General features: G+C 63.2%; 18 protein-coding genes, 5 tRNA genes, 1 other RNA gene and 1 pseudogene. 15 read left to right on the top strand and 10 right to left on the bottom strand.

Annotated elements, in window-relative coordinates:
* The first annotated feature begins 109 nt into the window (after positions 1-109).
* Positions 110-1,768: an SLC13 family permease gene (locus tag CU_RS09715; RefSeq protein ID WP_012361166.1), complete on the top strand. Its 1,659-nt coding sequence runs from the start codon at positions 110-112 to the stop codon at positions 1,766-1,768.
* Positions 1,769-1,878: 110 nt separating this feature from the next.
* Here the strand turns inward: CU_RS09715 and CU_RS09710 are convergent, their stop codons facing one another.
* Entirely contained in the window at positions 1,879-2,988 is a 1,110-nt protein-coding gene (locus tag CU_RS09710; RefSeq protein ID WP_173362326.1) for a histidinol-phosphate transaminase, read from the bottom strand.
* 117 nt (positions 2,989-3,105) lie between these two features.
* Between CU_RS09710 and CU_RS09705 the strand changes: the two genes are divergently transcribed.
* A tRNA-Ser gene (locus tag CU_RS09705) sits at positions 3,106-3,193 on the top strand.
* Between the two features lie 173 nt (positions 3,194-3,366).
* A tRNA-Arg gene (locus CU_RS09700) sits at positions 3,367-3,439 on the top strand.
* Positions 3,440-4,058: 619 nt separating this feature from the next.
* Here the strand turns inward: CU_RS09700 and CU_RS09695 are convergent.
* A complete protein-coding gene (locus tag CU_RS09695) occupies positions 4,059-5,036 on the bottom strand; it encodes a diaminopimelate dehydrogenase (RefSeq protein WP_012361163.1) in 978 nt (325 codons plus the stop codon).
* Positions 5,037-5,194: 158 nt separating this feature from the next.
* On the opposite strand from CU_RS09695, the gene CU_RS09690 reads away from it, so the two are divergent.
* A tRNA-Arg gene (locus CU_RS09690) sits at positions 5,195-5,267 on the top strand.
* 73 nt (positions 5,268-5,340) lie between these two features.
* Here the strand turns inward: CU_RS09690 and CU_RS09685 are convergent.
* Complete coding sequence (locus CU_RS09685; RefSeq protein WP_173362371.1) at positions 5,341-6,351, bottom strand: prephenate dehydrogenase; 1,011 nt, start codon at positions 6,349-6,351, stop codon at positions 5,341-5,343.
* Positions 6,352-6,521: 170 nt separating this feature from the next.
* Here CU_RS09685 and CU_RS09680 point away from each other — a divergent pair, with 170 nt between their 5' ends.
* From CU_RS09680 to gluQRS, 6 genes are all read left to right on the top strand, one after another.
* Positions 6,522-7,052 carry a tRNA adenosine deaminase-associated protein gene (locus CU_RS09680; protein WP_231837671.1) on the top strand — a complete coding sequence of 177 codons (531 nt, stop codon included), beginning with the start codon at positions 6,522-6,524 and terminating at the stop codon, positions 7,050-7,052.
* Complete coding sequence (locus CU_RS09675) at positions 6,967-7,563, top strand: nucleoside deaminase (protein WP_012361160.1); 597 nt, start codon at positions 6,967-6,969, stop codon at positions 7,561-7,563. Before CU_RS09680 ends, CU_RS09675 begins: the two co-directional genes overlap by 86 nt.
* Before the next feature lie 123 nt (positions 7,564-7,686).
* Positions 7,687-7,771: transfer RNA gene (locus CU_RS09670), tRNA-Ser, on the top strand.
* 133 nt (positions 7,772-7,904) lie between these two features.
* A complete protein-coding gene (locus tag CU_RS09665; RefSeq protein WP_012361159.1) occupies positions 7,905-10,310 on the top strand; it encodes an MMPL family transporter in 2,406 nt (801 codons plus the stop codon).
* Positions 10,267-11,703 carry a tRNA guanosine(34) transglycosylase Tgt gene (gene tgt, locus CU_RS09660; protein WP_012361158.1) on the top strand — a complete coding sequence of 479 codons (1,437 nt, stop codon included), beginning with the start codon at positions 10,267-10,269 and terminating at the stop codon, positions 11,701-11,703. The genes CU_RS09665 and tgt overlap by 44 nt, the downstream gene beginning before the upstream one ends.
* Positions 11,696-12,754: a tRNA glutamyl-Q(34) synthetase GluQRS gene (gene gluQRS / locus CU_RS09655; protein WP_050816653.1), complete on the top strand. Its 1,059-nt coding sequence runs from the start codon at positions 11,696-11,698 to the stop codon at positions 12,752-12,754. The genes tgt and gluQRS overlap by 8 nt, the downstream gene beginning before the upstream one ends.
* On the opposite strand, the gene CU_RS09650 is transcribed toward gluQRS, so the two are convergent.
* On the bottom strand, positions 12,751-13,638 hold the full coding sequence (locus CU_RS09650; RefSeq protein ID WP_012361156.1) for a crotonase/enoyl-CoA hydratase family protein: 888 nt from the start codon (positions 13,636-13,638) through the stop codon (positions 12,751-12,753). The genes gluQRS and CU_RS09650 overlap by 4 nt on opposite strands.
* Before the next feature lie 132 nt (positions 13,639-13,770).
* On the opposite strand from CU_RS09650, the gene CU_RS09645 reads away from it, so the two are divergent.
* From CU_RS09645 to CU_RS10215, 4 genes are all read left to right on the top strand, one after another.
* On the top strand, positions 13,771-13,956 hold the full coding sequence (locus CU_RS09645; protein ID WP_012361155.1) for a hypothetical protein: 186 nt from the start codon (positions 13,771-13,773) through the stop codon (positions 13,954-13,956).
* A gap of 90 nt (positions 13,957-14,046) precedes the next feature.
* The gene (locus CU_RS09640) at positions 14,047-15,396 is read left to right on the top strand and encodes an IS256 family transposase (protein ID WP_012361154.1); all 1,350 of its coding nucleotides are present in this window, start codon (positions 14,047-14,049) and stop codon (positions 15,394-15,396) included.
* 154 nt (positions 15,397-15,550) lie between these two features.
* Positions 15,551-16,735, top strand: a complete 1,185-nt coding sequence (locus tag CU_RS09635) for an IS256-like element IS3503 family transposase (RefSeq protein ID WP_012361151.1) — start codon at positions 15,551-15,553, stop codon at positions 16,733-16,735.
* A gap of 127 nt (positions 16,736-16,862) precedes the next feature.
* Positions 16,863-17,165 (top strand): hypothetical protein, encoded by a 303-nt coding sequence (locus CU_RS10215; protein ID WP_148264209.1) that lies wholly within the window; start codon positions 16,863-16,865, stop codon positions 17,163-17,165.
* A gap of 20 nt (positions 17,166-17,185) precedes the next feature.
* On the opposite strand, the gene ffs is transcribed toward CU_RS10215, so the two are convergent.
* Positions 17,186-17,280, bottom strand: an RNA gene (ffs, locus tag CU_RS10555) — signal recognition particle sRNA small type.
* A 216-nt stretch (positions 17,281-17,496) separates the two neighbouring features.
* Between ffs and CU_RS09625 the strand changes: the two genes are divergently transcribed.
* A tRNA-Ser gene (locus CU_RS09625) sits at positions 17,497-17,582 on the top strand.
* A 134-nt stretch (positions 17,583-17,716) separates the two neighbouring features.
* Here CU_RS09625 and CU_RS09620 read toward each other — a convergent pair.
* The 5 genes and pseudogenes from CU_RS09620 to CU_RS09615 all read right to left on the bottom strand — a co-directional run bounded on the left by CU_RS09620 (position 17,717) and on the right by CU_RS09615 (position 22,035).
* Entirely contained in the window at positions 17,717-18,895 is a 1,179-nt protein-coding gene (locus CU_RS09620; RefSeq protein WP_005323424.1) for an IS256-like element IS1249 family transposase, read from the bottom strand.
* Positions 18,896-19,204: 309 nt separating this feature from the next.
* Positions 19,205-19,622, bottom strand: a pseudogene (locus CU_RS10750) (transposase family protein); the annotation flags it as partial.
* Between the two features lie 164 nt (positions 19,623-19,786).
* Positions 19,787-20,641, bottom strand: coding sequence for a 23S rRNA (adenine(2058)-N(6))-methyltransferase Erm(X) (locus CU_RS10545; protein WP_011117480.1), 855 nt, complete (start codon positions 20,639-20,641; stop codon positions 19,787-19,789).
* Between the two features lie 99 nt (positions 20,642-20,740).
* Entirely contained in the window at positions 20,741-20,788 is a 48-nt protein-coding gene (locus CU_RS11165; protein WP_011116968.1) for an erythromycin resistance leader peptide, read from the bottom strand.
* A gap of 68 nt (positions 20,789-20,856) precedes the next feature.
* Positions 20,857-22,035, bottom strand: a complete 1,179-nt coding sequence (locus CU_RS09615; RefSeq protein WP_005323424.1) for an IS256-like element IS1249 family transposase — start codon at positions 22,033-22,035, stop codon at positions 20,857-20,859.
* Positions 22,036-22,157 lie beyond the last annotated feature (122 nt).

Below are 22,157 nucleotides of genomic sequence, written 5' to 3'. Positions count from 1 at the left end.
TAGCCGACAATAGGGGTGAAAACCGGCAGCGCAACAACCGGCTACCGGTTGATCCACCTCACGAACACGGCCTAGCCGCGCGCTAGCCCAGATAAGAATGGGGGAGCTGATGAGCGCACCCAAGAATCGCGATTCGGAGAACACCGTGGTCGAACGCGATGCACAGGACACCGGCACCACGGCCACCGCGGCGGCGCCCGCCCCGGAGCAGAAGGTCGACGCCGACCTCATCACTGAGCGTGCCGAACAGGAGCAGAAGGCCCGCCGCCGCGCCGTCGTCGGCCTGTTCGTGGGCGTCCTGCTCGCCATCCTCGTCTACGCAATCTTCCCGGCCGATGCCGCGGACGTCGTGAACAGGGCGCACCCGGATGCGGAGAAGGGGCCCTTCGACGCTGACGCGCTGCGCATCACCGCCGCGATCGCCGTCCTGATGGGCGCCTGGTGGATGACCGAGGCCCTGCCGTTGGCAGCCACCGCACTGGTGCCGCTCGTGGCTTTCCCGATCCTGGGTGTGGTGCCGTTTAAGGAGGTCTCGCCCTCCTACGCCAACCCCACGATCTTCCTGTTCATGGGCGGATTCATCCTCGCGCTGGGCATGCAGCGCTGGAACCTGCACCGCCGCCTCGCGCTGCGCGTCGTGACCCTGGTGGGCACGAAGCCGAAGCAGATGGTGCTGGGCTTCATGATCGCCACCGGGTTCATGTCCATGTGGGTCTCCAACACCGCGACCGCCGTGGTAATGCTGCCGATCGGTATGTCCGTGCTGGGGCTGACCGCCGACATGGTGGGTGGCTTCTCGAAGCAGAAGAAGTTCTCCACCGCCCTGATGCTGGGTATCGCCTACTCCGCCTCCATCGGCTCGCTGGGCACCATCATCGGCACCCCGCCGAACACCCTGATGGTCGCCTACCTGCAGGAATCCCACGACATCCACATTGGTTTCGGCCAGTGGATGCTGGTCGGTGTGCCGATGGCTGCCGTGTTCATGGTGCTGGCCTGGCTCGTGCTGATCACGGTGTTCAAGCCGGAGATGGACCAGATCCCGGGTGGCCGTGAGCTCATCCAGGAGGAGCTGGAGAAGATGGGTGCGATGTCCCGCGCGGAGAAGACCGCGGGCTCCATCTTCCTGCTCGCCGCCCTGGCGTGGGTCTTCGTCCCGGTCATCTCCGACTGGGCTGGTTGGGAGCACAATATCGACGACGCCACCATCGCCATCACCGCTGCGATCCTGATGTACATGCTGCCGGCCGACGGTTCCGGTAGCCGCGTCATGGACTGGGAGCACACCAAGGAGGTCCCGTGGGGTGTGCTGCTGCTCTTCGGCGGTGGCCTGGCGCTGAGCTCCATGTTCGACAAGTCCGGCCTCTCCCTGTGGATCGGTGAGGTCGCCCGTGGCCTGGGCGGTATGCCGATCGTGCTGCTGACCGCGGCGACGGCCATCGTCATCCTGGTCCTGACGGAGTTCACGTCCAACACGGCGACGGCCGCGGCCTTCCTCCCGATCATGGGCGGCGTGGCCGTCGGCACGGGCCTGACCGCCGGCAACGACATGAACGTCCTGCTGCTGACGATCCCGGTCGCGCTGGCTGCAACCTCCGCGTTTATGCTGCCGGTCGCGACGCCGCCGAACGCGATCGCCTACGGCTCGGGTTACGTGCGCATCGGCGACATGGTGCGCGGTGGCCTGTGGCTCAACCTCGTGGGCATCGTCCTGATCACCATCGTGACCTTTGCGCTGGCTGTCCCGGTCTTCGGGCTGACGCTGTAGCTCGGTCAAGGGAAAGAGCGCGCCACCGGGGCAGGTGGCGCGCTCTTTGTTTTTGGGGTGGAGGTCGGGCCGGGGCTGACCCGTAGCGTGCGGTGGTTCCGAGCCGGCGCCTAGAGCTGGGCCAGGGCGCGGCGCAGCGCCGGGATCAGCTCCTCGGTCTCCGTCTCATCGGTCACCGTGATGCGCACGCCTTCGCCGGCGAAGCAGCGGGTGAGGATGCCCTCCTCCTTCATCGCCGCCTCCAGGGCTTCGGCCTTCTCGCCGACGGGCAGCCACACGAAGTTCGCCTGTGAAGGCACCTGGAGTTCCTCGGGCAGCGATTCGGTCACGCGCTCACGCTGGGCGACCGTCTCCGCCACGCGCTGCTGCAGCTGCTGCTGCGCTTCCTCGCCGATGCTTTCCAGGCCCGCGACCTGGGCCAGCGCGTTGACGCCGAAGGGGATCGCGACCTTGAGCAGTGCTTCGACGAACTCCTCGGAGCCCGCCAGGTAGCCCAGGCGCACACCTGCGAGGCCATAGGCCTTGGAGAAGGTGCGGCACACCGCCACATTCGGGAATTGCGCCATCAGCGCCAGCCCGTTCACGCTGGCCGGCACCCCGGCCCCCTTGGTGCCCGCATCCCCGGCCAGCCCGGAGCGGTCGTATTCGATATAGGCCTCGTCCAGCACCACCTGGACGTGCTCCGGCACCTGAGCCACAAACTCGGCCAGCTGAGCCTGCGGCACCACCGTGCCGGTGGGGTTATTCGGATTGCACACGAAGATCAGTCGCGTGCGCTCTGTGATCGCGGCGAGCATGGCGTCCAAATCGATGCAAAAATCACTGCTCAGCGGCACCGCGACCGGCCGCGCACCGGCGATCTGCGTGAGGATCGGGTAGGCCTCGAAGCTGCGCCACGGGAACACGACCTCGTCGCCGTCCTGGCAGGTGGCCTGAATGGACTGCAGGCACAGCGCGCTCGACCCGTTACCGACCGCGATGTTCTCCGCCGTCAGCTCCGGCGCACCCGGCGTGCGGGACAGCCAGGTAGCGAGCTCGCCACGCAGGGCTGCGACCCCCATGTCCGGGTATCGGTTCAGTCCCGCCGCAGCATTCGCCACCGCTTCCTGGACGGCGGGCAGGGGTGCTGCGGCCGTCTCATTGGAAGCCAGCCGCAGCGCATCCGGCAGCGCCTTTCCGGGAACGTATGCGGGAAGTTTGGAGAGATCGGAACGTACCATGCCTGGCATCGTACTCCGCCGGAATGCCTGGTCGGCGGCGTTTGTCTGCCTCCCGGCCGTTGTGTATGCTTGAAAATCGTCTAGTCAGGCGGGTTCGTCCTGTCCTGATCAGATGCTGGAGACGTGCCAGAGTGGCCGATTGGGGCTCCCTGCTAAGGAGTTGTCTGCATTGCGCGGACCGGAGGTTCGAATCCTCTCGTCTCCGCTCTTCAACAAGGCTGTTCGCTGATGAGCTGCCGAAACCTTCGAGGTTTCAAGCTGCCCAGTTCTTGTGGTGAGGCGCTGGGGTTTTTCAGCTTCGGACAGTGTTGTGGGGCGTGTGGTGCGCCTGTGGTGGTCCGAGTGGATTGTGCCGTCGCGTGGCCTTGTTGGAGTACTGCGCCCGTAGCTCAACGGATAGAGCATCTGACTACGGATCAGAAGGTTAGGGGTTCGAATCCCTTCGGGCGCACTCTGTCATCAGTCGCGACATAGTTGACAGCTCAGTCGCGACATGATGGACAAACCGGCGCCTTGGTTTTTATTTTCCAACGGCGCCGGTTTTGTGTTTTTACACCAGGGGCGGGTCCCCTTTTCGCCAGTATGGTTTTTGATAATCACGGGACGTGTCGATGTAGTGCTCCGTGATGATTTCTGCGGTGAGGCGCGGGAGGGGCACATACGCCGACGGCAAGGCCTCAGAAGCTCGTCCTGTGCTGAATCGTGGGCTGTGCAAGCGGCTGACACCCTGCCTGGCTGATCCCCGCCCGCCTTCGCGCCACGCTTGCATAGTCAGTGTCAACGATGTCGCGACTGATGTGACAACCATCATCCCGCAACGGTGCTATCGGTGGGCGTCAACGATGTCGCGACTGATGTGACAACCATCAGGAATGTTCTGCCAGGCACACCGTGTCAACTATGTCGTGACTTCAGACACCTTCGGGCGCACTCTTATGACAGCGTCGTCGCTGCCCTGGTGGGTGGCCGCGGCGCTGTTTTTCTTTCTACGACGTCAGAAGGGCCGCCACGGTTCATTCCGTGGCGACCCTTCTGTGTGTCCGCGCCAGCCTGGCGGCGGAGTGAGGTGCTTAGACGTCCTCGCGGAGCATGTCCTCCAGGGACTTCTCGCTCAGCAGGTACGGTGCGATCTCCAGCACGGTGAAGGCGCCGGTCTGGCCGGACTCCTTCAGGCGGTGGGCAGCGCGACCGTATGCGACCTGCACGGCTGCGGTGAAGTCTGGGTTGCGGTCCAGCTCCAGGGTGTACTCCACGGTGTGGTGGGTGCGGGTCGCACCCAGCTCACCGGTGGTGATCACGTGGCCGCCGTGTGGCATGCCGGTGTGGTTCTTGTCGAACTCCTCCTGGCTGATGAAGTTCACCTCAACCTCGTAGCCGACGAAGTAGTCCGGCATGGTGCGGATGTCGTTTTCGATCCGCTCCTTCAGCGCGGCGTCGTCGCTTTCTGGGACGACGAAGCACTGGCGCTTGTGGGCGTTCTTGCCGGTGATGCCTTCGGCCTCACCGCGGCGAGCCTTGTCCAGAGCCTCCTCGGCCGGGAGGGTGTACTGGACGGCGGAGGCAACGCCCTCGATGCGGCGCAGGGCGTCGGAGTGGCCCTGGGAGAGGCCCGGGCCCCAGAAGGTGTTCTGCTGCGCGCCCGGCAGCACGGCGGCTGCGTACACGCGGTTGAGGCTGAACATGCCCGGGTCCCAGCCGGTGGAGACGACGGCGACGTTGCCAGCCTTCTCGGCGACGTCCTGCATCGCGGAGTAGTGGCGGGCGACGTCGCGGTGATTGTCGTAGGTGTCCACGGTGCAGGCGTACTTCGCGAACTCCGGTGCCTGCTCCGGGATATCGGTGGCGGAGCCGAGGCAGAGGTAGAGAACGTCGATCTTGTCTGCGTACTCAGCCACGTCTGCAACAGGGATGACCGGCGCGTCGGTGTCGAGGCTGTCGCGGCGCGAGAAGACGCCCACCAGTTCAATGTCGCTGGTCTGCTTGATGACGGCTTCGACGGACTTTCCGAGGTTGCCGTACCCCACGATGCCGGCCTTGATTGTCGCCATGCGTGTTCCTTTCGTTGGAGTGGCTTGTTGTCGGCCTTCAACGTTACGCCGATTATTCGGGCCACCACTAGGTTTAGGCACGCAAAAATTCCGTTTTTTGGTGCGAGGAGCTGCGATTTGTTGCTTCTGTGGGGTGGCATGTATAGTTATGCCCTGTTGCGCCCGTAGCTCAACGGATAGAGCATCTGACTACGGATCAGAAGGTTAGGGGTTCGAATCCCTTCGGGCGCACGAGTTCAAACCCCTGGTTGGTGGCTTCGGCCCCACCAGGGGTTTCTTGCTTTTTGTGGCGAGTCCGGAGGGGCTAGAAAATCTCGATGCGTGCGCCGATGGACTCCGCGCTGAGTAGCTGGTCCACCCAGCCCTTCGCCCCGGGGCTCACGCGGATCACCGGGCGCGGATCCGTGGCATCCCCGTGCTTCGTCGTAGCCTCGTAGCGCTTCCGGGCGGCATAGCCGGCCTCCGTCAGCGCGCTGAGGTCCTTGTGCTCCAGCTCCTCGCGAGCCTGGTTGAGGATCTCCAGGGCTTCATCGAAGCACTCGATCAGCGCATCCCGGTTGCCCTCGCACATCGCCCGGACCAGGGATGGGGCGGTGCCAGCCACCCGGGTGGTGTCCCGGAAGGACCCTGCGGCCAGGGCGAGGCTGAGCGGCCCTCCCTGGTCACCCACCATCGCCAAGGTCTCGGCGAAAACATGCGGCAGGTGGGAAATCCGGGCCACCGCGCGGTCGTGCGCGCCCGAGCGGCTCGGGATCGTGATCGCGCCGGTGGCCTCCGCCATGCGCACTACCCGCTCGAAGGTGGTGAACCACGCGCGCGGGGGCTCGTTTTCAGCGACGGCCCGGTCGTAAGCGACCACCCAGACGGCGCCGTCGAAGAGCCCGTTGAGGGTCGCGCGCCAGCCCGAATGCGCAGTTCCTGCCATCGGGTGCCCGCCGACGAAGCGATCAGCCATCCCGCGATCCTCGACCAGCGCCTGAACCTCGCCCTTCACGCTGGTCACATCGGTCAGGCCCACGCTCGGGGCGTGCTGGCCGACGGCGTCCAAAATCTCCGGTAGCGCAGGAGCCGGAACCCCGAGGACGACGAGGGCGTCCTCCCGTTCCGCGCGCTGTAGGGTCGCGGTGAGGTCCCCGGAGACGTCGTAACCATCCTCAGTAGCCTGATCCACCGTCTTCGCGGAACGATTCCAACCGAACGCTGGCCAGCCGTCATCCGCGAGATCACGCAGCAGAGAGCCACCGATCAACCCCAGCCCCAGGACGCACACTGGGAAGCGCTCGAACGCGGTCGGGGTGCCCGGCGACGGGTGCAGAGGGTGACGGGTGGGCTGGGATTCATGCTGCGTATTCACGCTTTAATTCTCTCATAAGCCCCGCACGCGCGCCGGGGACTGAGTGAGCCGGCAGGGTAGCCGGAACGACACCAACAATGGGTGGCTCCGCGGTGCAGACTCACGCCCGGCGACCGGCTAAAATCCGAAACATGAGTAACACTGACTCCTTCGACACGATCGCTGTCGTGGCGACCAGCACCGAGCATGGCTGGGCGCTCCGCGAGCTGCCTGATGACGCGACCGATTCCCTCGAGAGCCTCGTCGACCACCTCCGCAGCGAACGCGCCGAAGGTGCCGTTCTGGGGCTGGTCTGTATCGAGGACTCCTGGTGCGCGATCGTGCGCCCCGTCCCTGGTGGAGTGGGGATTTTGATGTCGGACGCCACCGCGGCGATCGATGACTACCTGGCGACCGACATGCTCGACGAGCTGGACGTCGACACCCCCACCGAGGAAGAGGCCGACGAGGCCGACGAGAACGATACCCCCTGGCCAGAGGGTGAATTCGACATGCTGGAGGACCTGGGTGTGTCCGAGCAACTGCTCACGGTTGTTTTCGACGATCCGGAGTACTACCCGGCGGAGCAGCTGATCTGTGTGGCTGAGGAGCTGGGCTTCGACGAGGAGCTCTCCGACCTGCTGGACGCCAACCTGCCTGACGACGAGGACGATGACGACTGAGCCTGGCAGCCCGGCCCAACCGGACCGGCTCATCGGGGGCGGTCTGCCCCGGCAGGGTGGGCACGTCGCTGACGAGGAGCTGATGCGGCAGGCCATCGACGTCGCCTGTTCCACGCCGCCGGGGGATGTTCCGGTCGGTGCGCTGGTCGTCGACGCCGACGGCACCGTCCTGGCCACCGCGACGAACCGCCGCGAGCAGGACGCCGACCCTCTGGCGCACGCGGAGGTCCTCGCGCTGCGGCAGGCGGTCCGAGCTCTCGGAGATTCCTGGCGGCTGGAGCGCTGCACCTTGGTCGTGACCTTGGAACCGTGCGCGATGTGCGCGGGAGCTGCCCTGGGGGCGCGGGTGGGTCGCATCGTGTTCGGCGCCTACGAGCCCCGCACCGGGGCGTGCGGCAGCGTGTGGGACCTGCCACGGGAGGCTTTGCTGCACAAGGCCGAGGTGCGCGGGGGCGTGCTGCAGCCGGAGTGCGAGCAGCTCCTGCGGGGTTTCTTCGAGAAGCTCCGCTAACCCTGCGGGGAGCCGGGCACCGCCGGCACAGGTCGTTGCCGAAGCGCTGACGTGGCTTTTGGGGCGCGGGTGCGGTTTTGCTACTCTTATCGAAGGTTTTCATGGCCACCTGGCTGTGATCCTGGTGGCGTGTCCGAGCGGCCGAAGGTACTCGCCTCGAAAGCGAGTGAGGGTAAAACCTCCGAGGGTTCAAATCCCTCCGCCACCGCAACACGATCCCCGTCCTTCCCGGACGGGGTTTTTTTCTGCCCAGCGGCTAATACACGCTTAGGGCACCTAAGCCCCGACCCATTAGGCTGGGAGCGATACCCCTTTTCCCGGCATGGAAGGCCCCTTAGCTCGTGGCGAAGTTCCTGTTTCACCTCGGACGCTGGTCCTTTACTCGTAAGTGGCTCGCCATCGGCATCTGGCTGGTCGTCCTCGTCGGTATCGGCGCGGCCGCGCTCACGAGCCAGAAGGGATTCAACGACGTCTTCGAAATCGAGGACATGCCCTCCACGCACGCCACCGAGCTGCTCCAGGAGAAGTTCCCCGAGATGGGCGACCCTGGCGAGGAATCGATCGTCAACGTCGTATTCCAGGCCCCGGAGGGCAAGCAGCTCAAGGACCCCGAGTACATGGCTGCGATGGACCGCACCGTCGAGGCCATTAAGAAGGACGTTTCGCACCTCGGCGACACCCTCCAGCTGCACAATCCCGTGACGATGAACGACGGGCTGCAGAAGGAGCTCGTCAAGCAGGAAATGGACATGGGGCTGCCGCGCGAGACCGCACTGCTGGACGCGCACACCCTCCGCGCTGTTTCCGACGACGGCCGCACCGGCGTGCTGAGCTTCACCTTCGACGTCCCCGTCCCCGCGGACGTCACCGACGAGGACCGTGCCGCCGTCACCGAGGCGATGAACATCTCTCGCGACGCAGGGCTCACCGTCGAGGCCGGTGGTCTGGGCTTCGCGGACCCCGTCGCCGTCGAACCGATCAGTGAGATCGCTGGTCTGGTGGTGGCGATGATCATCCTGTGGGTGACCTTCGCCAGCCTCCTTGCCGCCGGGTTGCCGCTGCTCACCGCGGTGGTTGGCATCGGTATTGGCACGCTGTTGACGGTCGGCGCGACCTTCTTCGTGCCGTTGAATTCTATGACGCCCACGCTGGGCCTCATGCTGGGCCTGGCGGTCGGTATCGACTACGCACTGTTCATCATGGCCCGCTACCGCGACGAGCTGCGGCACGGGCGCAGCCGACTGGATGCGATCGGGTTGGCGACCGGCACGGCGGGCTCGGCGGTGGTTTTCGCCGGCCTGACGGTGATCATCGCGCTGGTCTCGCTGCGCCTGGCGAACATCACCTTCCTGACGTATATGGGCTACGCGGCCGCGGCGAATGTCTTCATCGCCGTGCTGGTGGCCCTGACCCTGCTGCCCGCGCTGCTCGGCGTGCTCGGGGATCGGGTGTTCAAGAAGGAGGCCGCCGGCCCGCACGACACGGAGGCCCGCGCCGTGCCACCGGAAAAGCAGAAGAACACTATCAGCGTGCGCTGGGTGAAGCTCGTGCACCGCGTGCCTGGGCTGATGCTTGCCCTGGTGATGGTGGTGCTGGCTGGGCTGTCGATCCCGGTGCTGAACCTCGAGCTGGCGCTGCCCTCGGATAAGACGGCCAACGTGACCTCCACACAGCGCAAATCCGCGGAGATGCTGGAGGAGGGCTTCGGAGGCGGTAAGAATGCCCCGATGCTCGTCGTGGTGGACGGGTCTGAGGCCCGCGCGGATGCGGAGGCGCTGAAGCCTTACCGTGGCGGCACGGAACCGACGTCGGAAAACCAACCGAGCCCGGCGCAGGCGACGTTCATGTACGCGGCGGACCAGATGCGCCAGAACTCGGACGTGGTGAACGCGCAGATCGTCGGCATGAGTGAGGACGAGACCGCCGCGCAGCTGCTGGTCACGCCGAAGGAGGGCCCGACGGATGACCGGACCGTGCAGCTGATCCACACGCTGCGGGCACAGCAGGCGGCGATCGAGGCGGCGACCGGCGCGACGATCGGCATTACCGGCCTGACAGCGATCCAGCAGGACGTCACCGACAAGCTGGCCGACGCGATGCCGATTTACCTGGGCCTCGTGGTGGGGCTGGCGCTGATCCTGCTGCTCATGGTCTTCCGCTCGATCGTGGTCACGCTGATCGCGGCACTTGGGTTCCTGCTTTCGGTGGGCGCGGCCTTCGGCGTGACGGTGCTGTTCTGGCAGGAGGGCCTGTGGGGGCTGTGGCACTCGCCGGGCCCGCTGATCAGCTTCGTTCCGATCTTCCTCATCGGCGTGACCTTCGGCCTGGCGATGGACTATCAGGTGTTCATCGTCTCCCGCATGCGCGAGCGTTTCCTGCACGATTCGCAGGTCGCGGCGCGCGGTTCGCGCTATACCGCGGTGGAGGATTCCGTGATCGGTGGCTTCTCGCTGGGCGCGCAGGTGGTGACGGCGGCGGCGCTGATCATGATTGGCGTGTTCGCGTCCTTCGTGTTCCAGCCGTTGCCGTTCATCCAGATCTTCGGCTTCGCGCTCGGCGCGGGCGTGCTCTTCGACGCCTTCTTCATCCGTATGACGTTCGTCCCGGCGCTGATGTTCCTCTTCGGTAAGGGGACGTGGTGGATGCCGAAGTGGCTGGATAAGGTGCTGCCCACCGTGGACGTCGAGGGCTCGGCCCTGGAGAATGCCTTCGCCAGCGGGGAGATCGGCGAGGCTGCCAAGCGCTAGGCGTGTGGGGTCCGGGGCGAGCACTAGACTGTCGGTTATGACTTCCGGATCCCACTCGCAGCCACCGCACGACGCGGCCGGGTTTGCCACTGATACGTCCTTCGAGCTCCTCAAGCCCCTGGGCGAGGTGACCGACCCGATCGCATCGCACTCCGGCGAAGGGGACCGGGAAACACGGCTGACGCAGGGGCGGGTGGGCGTGCTCAAAACACCGCACGGGAACATCAACACCCCCGCCTTCATCCCCGTCGCAACCAAAGCGACGGTGAAGACCCTGACCCCGGAGCAGGTGCGATCCGCGGGGGCGCAGGCGATCCTCTCCAACGCGTACCACCTCTACCTGCAGCCCGGGCCGGACATCGTCGACGAAGCCGGTGGCGTGGCCACCTTCGAGAACTGGCACGGGCCGACCTACACGGACTCCGGCGGATTCCAAGTCATGAGCCTCGGTGTGGGCTACAAGAAGGTCCTCGCGATGGACTCGAAGGTCTCCGAAGATAAGGTCATCGCGCAGCAGAAGAAGCGCATGGCGATCGTGGACGAGGACGGGGTGGACTTCCGCAGCGTCATCGACGGCTCCAAGCACCGCTTCACCCCCGAGGTCAGCATGCAGATCCAGCACCAGCTGGGGGCGGACATCATGTTCGCTTTCGACGAGCTGACCACGCTGGCGAATACCCGGGCCTACCAGGAGGCGTCGGTGGCCCGCACCCACCGCTGGGCGAAGCGCTGCCTGGAGGAGCACCAGCGCCAGACGGAGCTGCGCAGCCACCGGCCGCTGCAGTCCCTGTGGGGCGTGGTGCAGGGCGCCCAGTACGAGGACCTGCGCCGGCAGGCAGCCCGCGGGCTGGTGCAGCTCTCCGAGGAGGCTGAGGCAGAGGGCAAGCGCGGCTTCGGCGGCTTCGGCATCGGCGGTGCCTTGGAGAAGGAGAATCTCGGAACCATCGTGGAGTGGGTCTCCCAGGAGCTCCCGGACGACAAGCCACGGCACCTGCTGGGCATCTCCGAGCCGGATGACCTTTTCACTGCCATCGCCGCTGGTGCGGACACCTTCGACTGCGTGGCGCCCACCCGGCTCGGCCGCCGCGGTGGGGTGTACACGCTCGATGGGCGGATGAACCTCTCCAACGCGCGCTTCCGCCGGGACTTCACGCCGGTGGACGCCGAGGTGGGTGGCTATGTGAGCGAGAACTACACCCGCGCCTACATCCACCACCTGCTGCGTGCGAAGGAATACCTCGCGGGCACGCTGTGCACGCTGCACAACCTGCACTTCATGATCAAGCTGGTGGACAACATCCGGGAGGCGATGCTGGAGGGCCGCTTCGAGGAGTACCGTGCGGAGTTCATGGGCCGCTACTACGGGCCGGGCTGGGAGCAGCGCCTTGGCTAACGGGGGCGCCGGTTTAGCACAGCAGGGAGCTGGTCGTTATGCGCCGAGCCCCTCCGGCGACCTGCACCTGGGCAACCTGCGCACCGCGATCCTCGCGTGGCTCTTCGCCCGCCACAGTGGCCGGGCCTTCCACCTGCGCGTCGACGACATTGATGCCCAGCGCTCCTCGGAAGAATCCGCCCGCCGGCAGCTCGCGGACCTCGCCGCACTCGGAATCACCCACGACGGGCCGATCGTCTACGAGCGCGACTGCCTCGACCACTACGCCGATGCCCTGCAGAAGCTCGCTGACCAGGGGCGGGTCTACGAGTGCTACTGCTCGCGCAAGGAGATCCAGGAGGCCTCCCGCGCCCCGCACACCGCCCCAGGCGCGTACCCCGGGACCTGCCGGAATCTCAGCGAGGAGGAACGAAGCACGCGCCGGGCGGAGCTCGCCGAGGCGGGCCGCAGCCCAGCATTAAGGCTGCGCGTCGGTGATCTTTCTACCTCGGCCGCCACCCCGGCCAGCCTGGTCACCACCCACACGATCACCGAAGGCTTCGCGGCCGGGGAAGCGTTGGGCAGTGACGTCCTGAAAGAAGGGACCTATACCGGCGAGGTGGATGACATGGTGCTGCGGCGCGGCGGGAACACCGCGCAGCTGGATGGCAGCGAGTATGCGTACAACCTGGCCGTCGTGGTGGACGATGCGCTCGCGGGCGTGGACCAGGTGGTTCGCGGGGATGACCTGCTGAGTTCCGCGCCCCGGCAGGCGTACCTGGCCGGGCTGCTGGGGTTGCCGGAGGTGGAGTACCTGCACGTGCCGCTGGTTCTCGGACCGGAGGGCAAGCGCCTAGCGAAGCGCGACGGGGCGGTCACGATGCGCGAGCTCGGGGTGGCCGATGCCCTGGCGTGGATCGGGGAGTCACTGGGGGAGGCCGTGGGCGTGACTGCCGCGAGGGTGCGCGACGCCCTGGCGCAGGGGGCGGTCCCTGCGGAGATCCTCGAAGGTTGGGCGGAGAGCTTCCGCCCGGAGCTGCTCTCCCGCGAGCCGGTGACGTACCTGGGCTAGCGGACCTCGCGGGGCTTGAAGCGAGCGTCCACAACCGCGCCGCGCGCCTTGGCTGCAGCCTTCTGCGCGATCTTGGTGTTCTTGGCGACCAGCAGGCGGGCCTGGCGGGCGCGCTCCATGAAGAAGGTGCGGCGCGGGCCGGCGGTCCAGGTCTCGTCGATGATGCGCTTGGCGTAGGCCACCGAATCCGGGGAGCGGGTTGCCAGCTCCTCGGCGAGGGCGCGGGCGGCCCCGGCAGGGTCCTCCGCGACCTCGGAGGCGAGCCCCAGCTCGACGGCGCGGGTGCCGTCGAACACCTCGCCGGTCATGGTCAGGCGCTTCGCGGTATCGATGGGCAGTAGCTGCTTGAGGGAGAAGATCCCCGACATGTCCGGGATCAGGCCCCACTTGGCCTCCAGCACGGACCACTGGGCGTCCGCGGTGGTGAAGCGGTAATCCGCGGCCGCGACGAGCTGTACCCCACCGCCGAAGCAGAAGCCCTCGACTGCCGCGATGACGGGCACGGGCAGGCGTCGGAAAGCCCAGCACGCCTCCTGGAAAGTATTGGTGCCGCGCCACGGCCGGGGAACGAAGGCCTTAGCGATGCCAGCGGGGGTCTTCAACGCGGAGCCGAAGTCCAGGCCCGCGGTGAAGTTGTGGTCCTCACCTGCGAGAATGACGGCCCGGATCGTGCGGTCGCGGCGGATTCTGTGCGCGGTGGCGACCAGGTCGTCGAGAACGGACAGGGTGAGGGAGTTCAGCTTGCCGGGACGGCGAAGGGTGACGTAGGCGATGCCGTCCTCGACGTTCAACGTGACCTCGCCGTGGCGGGAGGCGGGGCCCTCGTTCCGGGCGGAGGCTTCCTGGGCGGTCGTGGCGGAAGAGTGTTCAGTGCGGGCTGTCATGGGATCACGCTAACCCACGGGTGCGGTGCTGCGCGGGGGATTGCGGAAGCTGCGTGGAGAGGGGCCCGGAGGTGTTCTTCATCACGCGGCCGCGAGTGCGGCGGGGAGAGCTTTTGGCGGTAAAATTGCTCTATGAGTTCAGTTATCAATCTCGTGCTTGGCGTACTGCTGGTGTACGTCATTGTCGGGCCACTTCCCCTCGGTCTGCAGTTGCTCGCGACCTGGCTTGTGCAACGCCGTGAGCAGAAGAACGGGCAGGACGTGGTAGCGAGTGGCGATTGGTGGAAGCTGCTTGGCACGGCGCGCGCTGGGGGTTAAGTAAAGAAAAGTGTGTCCGCATGCCACCATAACCGAGGGTGTCAGGAAGTTTGTGTGTGAGGCTCTGATCGAGAAGGAGTGTCACCGATAATGACTACTGTGTCACCGAAGAAAGGCCATGACCCGGCGAGGGTCAACGAGATCAGCGAGAAGCTGATGGAAAATCCTGAGCTGGCTAGCCTGATCAGCGAGCTGTCGACCTCCGCTGATGATGCAAGCGACCTGGTCAAAGGCCTGCTGCAGGCATCAATCAACGCTGGTCTGCAGGCGGAGATGGATGCGCATTTGGGCTATAGCCACTCCGACCGCAAGTCCAAAGCCCAGGTTGAACCCGTGCACGGCGGCAATCACCGCAACGGGTCGTACACCAAGACCGTCAATTCTGGCTACGGCGCGGTGGAAGTGACCGTGCCCAGGGATCGTGCCGGCACGTTTACTCCGAAGATGGTGCCCAAGGGCGCACGGCGGCTCACAGAGCTCGACGACATGATCGTCTCGCTATACGCCGGTGGGATGACAGTGCGCGATATTCAGCATCACCTCGCGACCACGCTCGGGGTGGATATGAGCCCAGATACGATCAGCACGATCACCGATGCGGTGTTAGACGAGGTCATGATCTGGCAAAACCGCCAGCTCGACGAGTTTTACCCGGTGATCTTCCTCGACGCGCTACGCGTGAAAATCCGTGACGGTCACCGCGTGGTCAATAAGGCCTGCTACATGGCGGTTGGTGTCGACATGGACGGCATCAAGCACATCCTGGGATTGTGGATTGCCGATAATGAAGGCGCTGCATTCTGGGCATCGGTGTGCGCGGATCTGGCCAACCGTGGCGTCCAGGACGTGTTCATCGTGTGCTGCGACGGGCTGAAAGGCTTGCCGGAAGCTGTCGAGGCAACCTGGCCGAATTCCATGGTGCAAACCTGCATTGTGCACCTGATTCGGGCTTCGAACCGGTGGGTGTCGCATCAGGACCGCAAATCTGTCTCCCGTGCGCTACGTGAGGTCTACACGGCCGCCAACGAGGACACCGCACGTGCCAGCCTGGACGCGTTCCAGGCCAGTGAACTGGGCCAGAGATACCCGCAATCGGTCAAAGTCTGGCGCGACGCCTGGGACCGGTTCGTGCCGTTTTTACAGTTCCCGCCAGCGGCCCGCCGGGTGCTCTACACCACGAATTCGATCGAATCGCTCAACGCTGAACTGCGTAAAGCTACCCGTAACCGCGGGCAATTCCCGAACGACACCGCGGCGCTGAAAACGCTGTGGCTGATGATCTGCAACATCGAAGACAAGCGCGCTGCCCAGCGAGCGAAAAAAGCGAAGCGCGACATCGAATGCAATGGCTATATTGAAGGAGCGAAAGCCACCGGGTGGAAACAAGCCATCAACCAACTAGCCGTGGCTTACCCCGACCGATTCGCGGACTACTTGTAAACCAAGCCCCCGCACACAAACAATCGGACACTCTCCCATAACCCCAGACCACACACCACAAATCACCAAAGAATAGCTCCCCGAAAGCTATTACCCACACCATCCCGCACCTCCGGCCACATTTGTGCTAACCGCACACCGGTTGGATTAAAGGATGACCACCAACCGCCCCAGCTGCCCACTATGCGGCAACAACACAAAGAAAAACGGCACCACCAGCAAATCAACCACCCGTTGGCGCTGCACCCACTGCGGACACTCCTTTACCCGCAACACCCAAACCCACAACAAAAACACCGCCACCATGGCTTTGTTCATCCAATGGGCCACCGGCACCCAATCTCTAACCACCTTCGCCGCACACCATGGCGTAACCAGGCAAACCATGCACCACCGATTCCGATGGTGCTGGTGGATCATCCCCACACCCACCATCGACTCATTCCGCATCCATGACCAAATCTTCCTCGACGCGACCTATCTAAAGTCCGGATGCCTCCTGATCGCAGCCAGTAAAACCCACGTCATCAACTGGACCTGGGCCAGACACGAAACCACCGCCGCCTACACCGAACTCCTACGCCCCATTGCCGCACCACTAATCGCAGTCACAGACGGCGGACAAGGTGCCCAATCAGCCATCCACCACTGCTGGCCAACAACACGCATCCAACGCTGCCTCGTCCACGCCCAACGAACAGTCCGCCGCCACACCACCAGCAACCCCCGCACCGATGCCGGCAAAACCCTCTACCGCCTAGCCCTGAAACTCACTCGCATCACCGACCTTGACCAAGCATCCACATGGGTCGCCCACCTGCACGAATTCGACCACACCTACCGGGAATGGATGAACGAGAAAACCACCATCAAAGACCCCGTTACCGGCGCCTACACCAAGGTCTACACCCACCAACGCGTCCGAGCGGCCTATCAATCATTGCTATCTCTGCACCGCAGAGACCTGCTGTTTACCTACCTGCAACCCCCACCAACAACCATCGACCCCGACAACCTTGCAGCAACAACAAACAGCCTCGAAGGTGGCATCAACGCCCCCATAAAAGAACTAGCGCGCAGACACCGCGGACTATCACTACCGCATCAACGCACAGTGATGGATTGGTGGCTGTATCTACATACAGAAGTCCCTGACGATCCGGTCAAGATCGCCAGGGACCAACGATGGGGTCAAGACGCACTTTCCACAGCAACAGACCTGATCACCCACGACACCACAGCCACTACCAATGACATCGGTGCACCAGCAGAATACGACACCGCCATCGACACCAGCTACCAACACAACCTCGGCATCCAAAAAGGCTGGATCAAATAACCGCAACACGCCCGGAAAAGACACACTTTTCTTTACTTAACCCCGCGCTGGGGTGCGGGCGTTCTTTGCCGGGCTCGTGGTCTGGGTTCTTTTCCTCAGCTGGACCCCTGACCAGCTAGGCCTGCCAATGGGTGGCCCCTATGCCGATTGGCAAGTGGTCGCGTGCGGTGCCGGCGCGGTGTTTGCGGTGGTGATGCTTTCGCTGCGGACCCGCTGGCTTTTCGCCGGCGCGCTGGGCGTTGTGCTGGGTTTCACCGCGGGGTTCTCGCTCGCGTGGTCCTTGTGGGCTGCCGCCGGTGATTCCTCGGGACTGTGGGCTGCGGGCTTGGTCTTCCTGCTCGTTGGTTGCCTGATCGGGCTGAATTTCGTGGGCCTGATGGTGGCGTCCGTGCGTGCGGAACGGGCGCGCGATCAGCAGGCTGGCAGGTAGCGGCGAAGTTTTTGGGCAAAATAAAAGGACCCCGCGCACCCGTGAGAGCTCGTTGACCCTTGCTGCATTCCTGCCCTGGGGGAGTTCACAAGATGCACGCCACGCGGAATCCGCCTAAAGCATAACGCATCGCCACGGCCCTGGCCAACGCTCGCATCTGTGCGGGCGTTGGTGTGGGGGCGTGACGGTGTCGGGTTGGCCCCGTGGGGTTAGAGGCTGGTCTGACTGGACCGACCTCATAGCGCTTTCGGGGCCATCCCTCGCGTGACCGGAAAATGCTGCGAGCGCTGGGGATTTTGTGCGCTTGGTGGCCCTGGGTATAGTAGTCAGCGGAGGATTCGACTAGCGGCCTATGTCACACGCCTGGAACGCGTGCGGGGCTCACGCCCCTCGAGGGTTCAAATCCCTCATCCTCCGCAGTTGGGAAACCCCAGGTAGTTCGCTACCTGGGGTTTCTTTTTATTGAGGCGGGGTGCCTCGGAGGGTTAAACGACAAAATGTGTGTCGGGTTAAGGGTCAAAATGTGTGTCTGGCTCGGCGTGTCGCGGGGGTTAGATTTGGCCTTTTTGAATGCCGATTGAGTGGGTGTAGTCGGTGTCGATAGCGTTGTCGTAGAGGGCTGGGCGTCCTGTTTCGTGGTCGGCTTGGTTCTCGGTTTGGGTCAGGGTGGATACTTTGGCGAGTTGGCCCTGGCCCCAGTCGGACTGCCTGGCGATTCGTACTGGATCGTCAGGCAGTTCCGTTTTTAAGTAGAGCCACCAATCCAGCATGCGGCGTTGTCGTTCGCCTGATCTGCCGCGGTGGGTTCTGGCGAGCAGTTTGAGCTGGGCGTTGATGCCGCCTTCTAAGCTGTTGGTGGTGGATTTGATCCGCTCGGGCGCAAGGACTCCTGCTGGCGGGTTGAGGTAGACAAACAGCATCTCGGACCGCCAAAGATGGTTGAGGCTGTTGTAGGCCTTGCGCACGTTGTGGTGGGTCCACACGCGGGTCCATGCACCTGTTTTGGGGTCTTTGATCATGGTTTTCTCGTTCATCCATTCCCGGTAGATCGTTGAAAACTCGTGCAGTTGCACACCCCACGCGGCGGCTTCATCCAGTGTGGTGATCCGGGTCAGTTTCAGCGCAAGTCGGTAGATGGTGCGCCCGGCATCGGTGCGTGGGTTGGTGGTGGTGTAGCGGCGGACCACGCGTTGGGCGTGGACGAGGCAGCGTTGAATTTTCGTAGTCGGCCAGCACTTTTTGATTGCGCTGTATGCGCCTTGGCCGCCGTCGATGACGGCGATGAGTGGGGCTTCGATGCGTTCAAGCAGCAGTTGGTAGTCGCGGGTGGTTTCGTGTTTGCACCAGTGCCAGGCGATCACGTGGTCGATGGTCGCCGCGACGATCAGGCAGCCACCGGCGGTGTAGGTGCCATCGAGAAATACCTGGTCGTAGATCCGCTTGTGGTGGCCGGCGGTGGGGTCAGGCACATCAACGAGCCAGCACCACTTGAAGCGCCGCTTCATGGTGGCGCGGCTAACACCGTTTCGTTTGGCTAGGTCGTCGAGTGATATTGCGGTGGTGCAATGCTCGATGAACTGGGTGAACACTGCCGCGTTGGTGATGTCGTTTCGACGTTTGACGCTGGAGGCGCCGCATTGTTTGCAGCGCCATCTGGTGGTGCCTTTGCTGGTGGTGCCGTTGCGTTTCATTTCACCGCCGCAGTGGCAGCGTGGTTGGTTCTTCGACATTGCGACACCACACCACGCCGCGCATAGCACATCACGGCTGCCACACCGAGGATTTCCCGTCGGGGGCTAGATATATGCTTCCGGAGCATATACTTTCCGGAAACCTACAGGTCAATCCGTGAAAATCCGCGATTCCGGACACACTTTTTGACCCTTAACCCAGATTGCACGCGTGGGGATTGAGGGTGTGAATCCCACTGTCGTGGGTTTGATGAGGTAGTCGATGTTGCGGAAGCTTTGGCATCGGCGTGCGTTGTGCTCCGTACGTTGTTTCAAAAACGGGTTTCATCAAACGGAACAAAACCTGGGACACTTCATATCCCACCCCAGGCCTAATGACTTGGGTGCAGCGGCAACGCTCATCCGATTTAGGCAGAGTCGTTGCAGGATCCAGTGGGTCACCTGGTCCGTGGTCTTTGAATTGTCGGGCGCGCAGGCAAGGCCAGCACGGAAGATCTTCTGCAAGCAACGCTTGTTGGTGCACCGGTAGCGTGGAAGGCGCACATGAAGTTGTTGGGTGGCCGACGATGGGCAGATCGACCAGGCTGCGGATGACGTGGTCGCGGAATACTCCAGGCTGCCCGCAGGTAGGGCATTCATTGATCGGCTCGACGGGTTCGGCTTCAATAACAGTGACGTCACCGTTTTCTGTGGCACCGGTGATAGTAGTTCCTAGTTTTGCGGTGCGGCAGATGGTATCGACGATGACATTTCCGTTAGGCTGCACAGTAGGTCCTTAGTTTTGTACGGATGGATTAGATACCTTTTTCCTACAAAGCCAAGGACCCCAATATCTTGTGCCACGCCCGAACCCCCGGCGAACTAATCAATGCACTCTAAAACCGGAAGAGCCCTTTTAGTACTACTGGTGGATTTCGGTTTTGGTGGGGATTAACGCCGCCGGCTTCGGTTTTTCCGTTGAGGAGGTCGTTGACTACTTCCCGATGGTGAAATGGGTCGATGGTGAGGTAGAGAGGAACCAGTCACCTGGAAGAGATCGATCCAGTCGTTGGTGTGCAATCTGGGAGGTAGGGTCGCGGGGTCGATTCCTCGCGAGCGCAACCATGATTGTGTTTCTGAACGTGATGAAAACAACCCTGCCCTTCGGAGAATTTCCCCTATCCCGCGTCCCCGGGCAGTGAAAACGGTGTGCACCATCGCCTGAAAGGCTTTGCGCTGCTCTATCGGAATCTTCGGGTCACCCACCCGGCGGATCACTAAGATCCCCCCGTCAACGTTTGGCTGTGGCCGGAAAGCAGACCTTGGTACCCGAGAACCCAGGTGAAATGTGAACCATGGGGACCACTGAGCCGTCATCATCGTGCTTGCGCCTACCCCGGCCCGGCGGCGAGCGACTTCCCACTGCATGAGGAGTACAGCGTCAGTCCATGCTGGCGCATGCAGCAACTTTCGAAGAATGGCAGTGGTGAGGTGAAAGGGAATGTTTCCCACAATGACGCAGGGAGTGGCGGGTAACCGGAAGTTAAGGAAATCATCATGGACCACTTCGACCGCCGCCGAGGAGGTTTCTTGTGTGATTTTGGCAGCTAGTTTTGCGTCCACTTCAACTGCCGTTATCGCCCTCCCCAAGTGGGCCATCGGGTGAGTGAGGGCACCGCTTCCTGGTCCGATCTCAATGATGGGGCCGGAGGTTTGTTTCACAAGGTCGATGATGGAGTTGATGATCTTGTGGTTGGTGAGAAAATTTTGGCCATGCTCGTGACGGCCGTGTCCGTATGCAGACATCAGGTGTGCTCCTTGGATTTGAAAGGGAGCCGGGCATGACAAATAGCCGCCCGGCTAAAGGACTGGAGCGGTTTTTAACCTACGGGGTAGGAAACCGCCTTAGCGGTTGGTGCGCAACCGCAAGAAAGCGGTACCTGAAATCAACATGGGTCTAATTATATCCATTTAAAGGGTTAAGGGTCAAAATGTGTGTCTGGCTCGGCGTGTCGCGGGGGTTAGATTTGGCCTTTTTGAATGCCGATTGAGTGGGTGTAGTCGGTGTCGATAGCGTTGTCGTAGAGGGCTGGGCGTCCTGTTTCGTGGTCGGCTTGGTTCTCGGTTTGGGTCAGGGTGGATACTTTGGCGAGTTGGCCCTGGCCCCAGTCGGACTGCCTGGCGATTCGTACTGGATCGTCAGGCAGTTCCGTTTTTAAGTAGAGCCACCAATCCAGCATGCGGCGTTGTCGTTCGCCTGATCTGCCGCGGTGGGTTCTGGCGAGCAGTTTGAGCTGGGCGTTGATGCCGCCTTCTAAGCTGTTGGTGGTGGATTTGATCCGCTCGGGCGCAAGGACTCCTGCTGGCGGGTTGAGGTAGACAAACAGCATCTCGGACCGCCAAAGATGGTTGAGGCTGTTGTAGGCCTTGCGCACGTTGTGGTGGGTCCACACGCGGGTCCATGCACCTGTTTTGGGGTCTTTGATCATGGTTTTCTCGTTCATCCATTCCCGGTAGATCGTTGAAAACTCGTGCAGTTGCACACCCCACGCGGCGGCTTCATCCAGTGTGGTGATCCGGGTCAGTTTCAGCGCAAGTCGGTAGATGGTGCGCCCGGCATCGGTGCGTGGGTTGGTGGTGGTGTAGCGGCGGACCACGCGTTGGGCGTGGACGAGGCAGCGTTGAATTTTCGTAGTCGGCCAGCACTTTTTGATTGCGCTGTATGCGCCTTGGCCGCCGTCGATGACGGCGATGAGTGGGGCTTCGATGCGTTCAAGCAGCAGTTGGTAGTCGCGGGTGGTTTCGTGTTTGCACCAGTGCCAGGCGATCACGTGGTCGATGGTCGCCGCGACGATCAGGCAGCCACCGGCGGTGTAGGTGCCATCGAGAAATACCTGGTCGTAGATCCGCTTGTGGTGGCCGGCGGTGGGGTCAGGCACATCAACGAGCCAGCACCACTTGAAGCGCCGCTTCATGGTGGCGCGGCTAACACCGTTTCGTTTGGCTAGGTCGTCGAGTGATATTGCGGTGGTGCAATGCTCGATGAACTGGGTGAACACTGCCGCGTTGGTGATGTCGTTTCGACGTTTGACGCTGGAGGCGCCGCATTGTTTGCAGCGCCATCTGGTGGTGCCTTTGCTGGTGGTGCCGTTGCGTTTCATTTCACCGCCGCAGTGGCAGCGTGGTTGGTTCTTCGACATTGCGACACCACACCACGCCGCGCATAGCACATCACGGCTGCCACACCGAGGATTTCCCGTCGGGGGCTAGATATATGCTTCCGGAGCATATACTTTCCGGAAACCTACAGGTCAATCCGTGA

It is taken from the genome of Corynebacterium urealyticum DSM 7109, from assembly GCF_000069945.1.
Taxonomy (GTDB): Bacteria; Actinomycetota; Actinomycetes; order Mycobacteriales; family Mycobacteriaceae; genus Corynebacterium; species Corynebacterium urealyticum.
Note: the sequence above shows the minus strand (reverse complement) of the source record. Positions and strands in the feature narration are given on the sequence as shown.

What these genes read in the sequence shown, in the direction of transcription:
- CU_RS09715 (WP_012361166.1), top strand. Translation starts at nt 110, where the DNA reads ATGAGCGCACCCAAGAATCGCGATTCGGAGAACACCGTGGTCGAACGC.
- CU_RS09710 (WP_173362326.1), bottom strand. Translation starts at nt 2,988, where the DNA reads ATGGTACGTTCCGATCTCTCCAAACTTCCCGCATACGTTCCCGGAAAG.
- CU_RS09695 (WP_012361163.1), bottom strand. Translation starts at nt 5,036, where the DNA reads ATGGCGACAATCAAGGCCGGCATCGTGGGGTACGGCAACCTCGGAAAG.
- CU_RS09680 (WP_231837671.1), top strand. Translation starts at nt 6,522, where the DNA reads ATGAGTAACACTGACTCCTTCGACACGATCGCTGTCGTGGCGACCAGC.
- tgt (WP_012361158.1), top strand. Translation starts at nt 10,267, where the DNA reads ATGCCTTCGCCAGCGGGGAGATCGGCGAGGCTGCCAAGCGCTAGGCGT.
- CU_RS09650 (WP_012361156.1), bottom strand. Translation starts at nt 13,638, where the DNA reads ATGACAGCCCGCACTGAACACTCTTCCGCCACGACCGCCCAGGAAGCC.
- CU_RS09645 (WP_012361155.1), top strand. Translation starts at nt 13,771, where the DNA reads ATGAGTTCAGTTATCAATCTCGTGCTTGGCGTACTGCTGGTGTACGTC.
- CU_RS09640 (WP_012361154.1), top strand. Translation starts at nt 14,047, where the DNA reads ATGACTACTGTGTCACCGAAGAAAGGCCATGACCCGGCGAGGGTCAAC.
- CU_RS09635 (WP_012361151.1), top strand. Translation starts at nt 15,551, where the DNA reads ATGACCACCAACCGCCCCAGCTGCCCACTATGCGGCAACAACACAAAG.
- CU_RS10215 (WP_148264209.1), top strand. Translation starts at nt 16,863, where the DNA reads ATGGGTGGCCCCTATGCCGATTGGCAAGTGGTCGCGTGCGGTGCCGGC.
- CU_RS09620 (WP_005323424.1), bottom strand. Translation starts at nt 18,895, where the DNA reads ATGTCGAAGAACCAACCACGCTGCCACTGCGGCGGTGAAATGAAACGC.
- CU_RS10545 (WP_011117480.1), bottom strand. Translation starts at nt 20,641, where the DNA reads ATGTCTGCATACGGACACGGCCGTCACGAGCATGGCCAAAATTTTCTC.
- CU_RS09615 (WP_005323424.1), bottom strand. Translation starts at nt 22,035, where the DNA reads ATGTCGAAGAACCAACCACGCTGCCACTGCGGCGGTGAAATGAAACGC.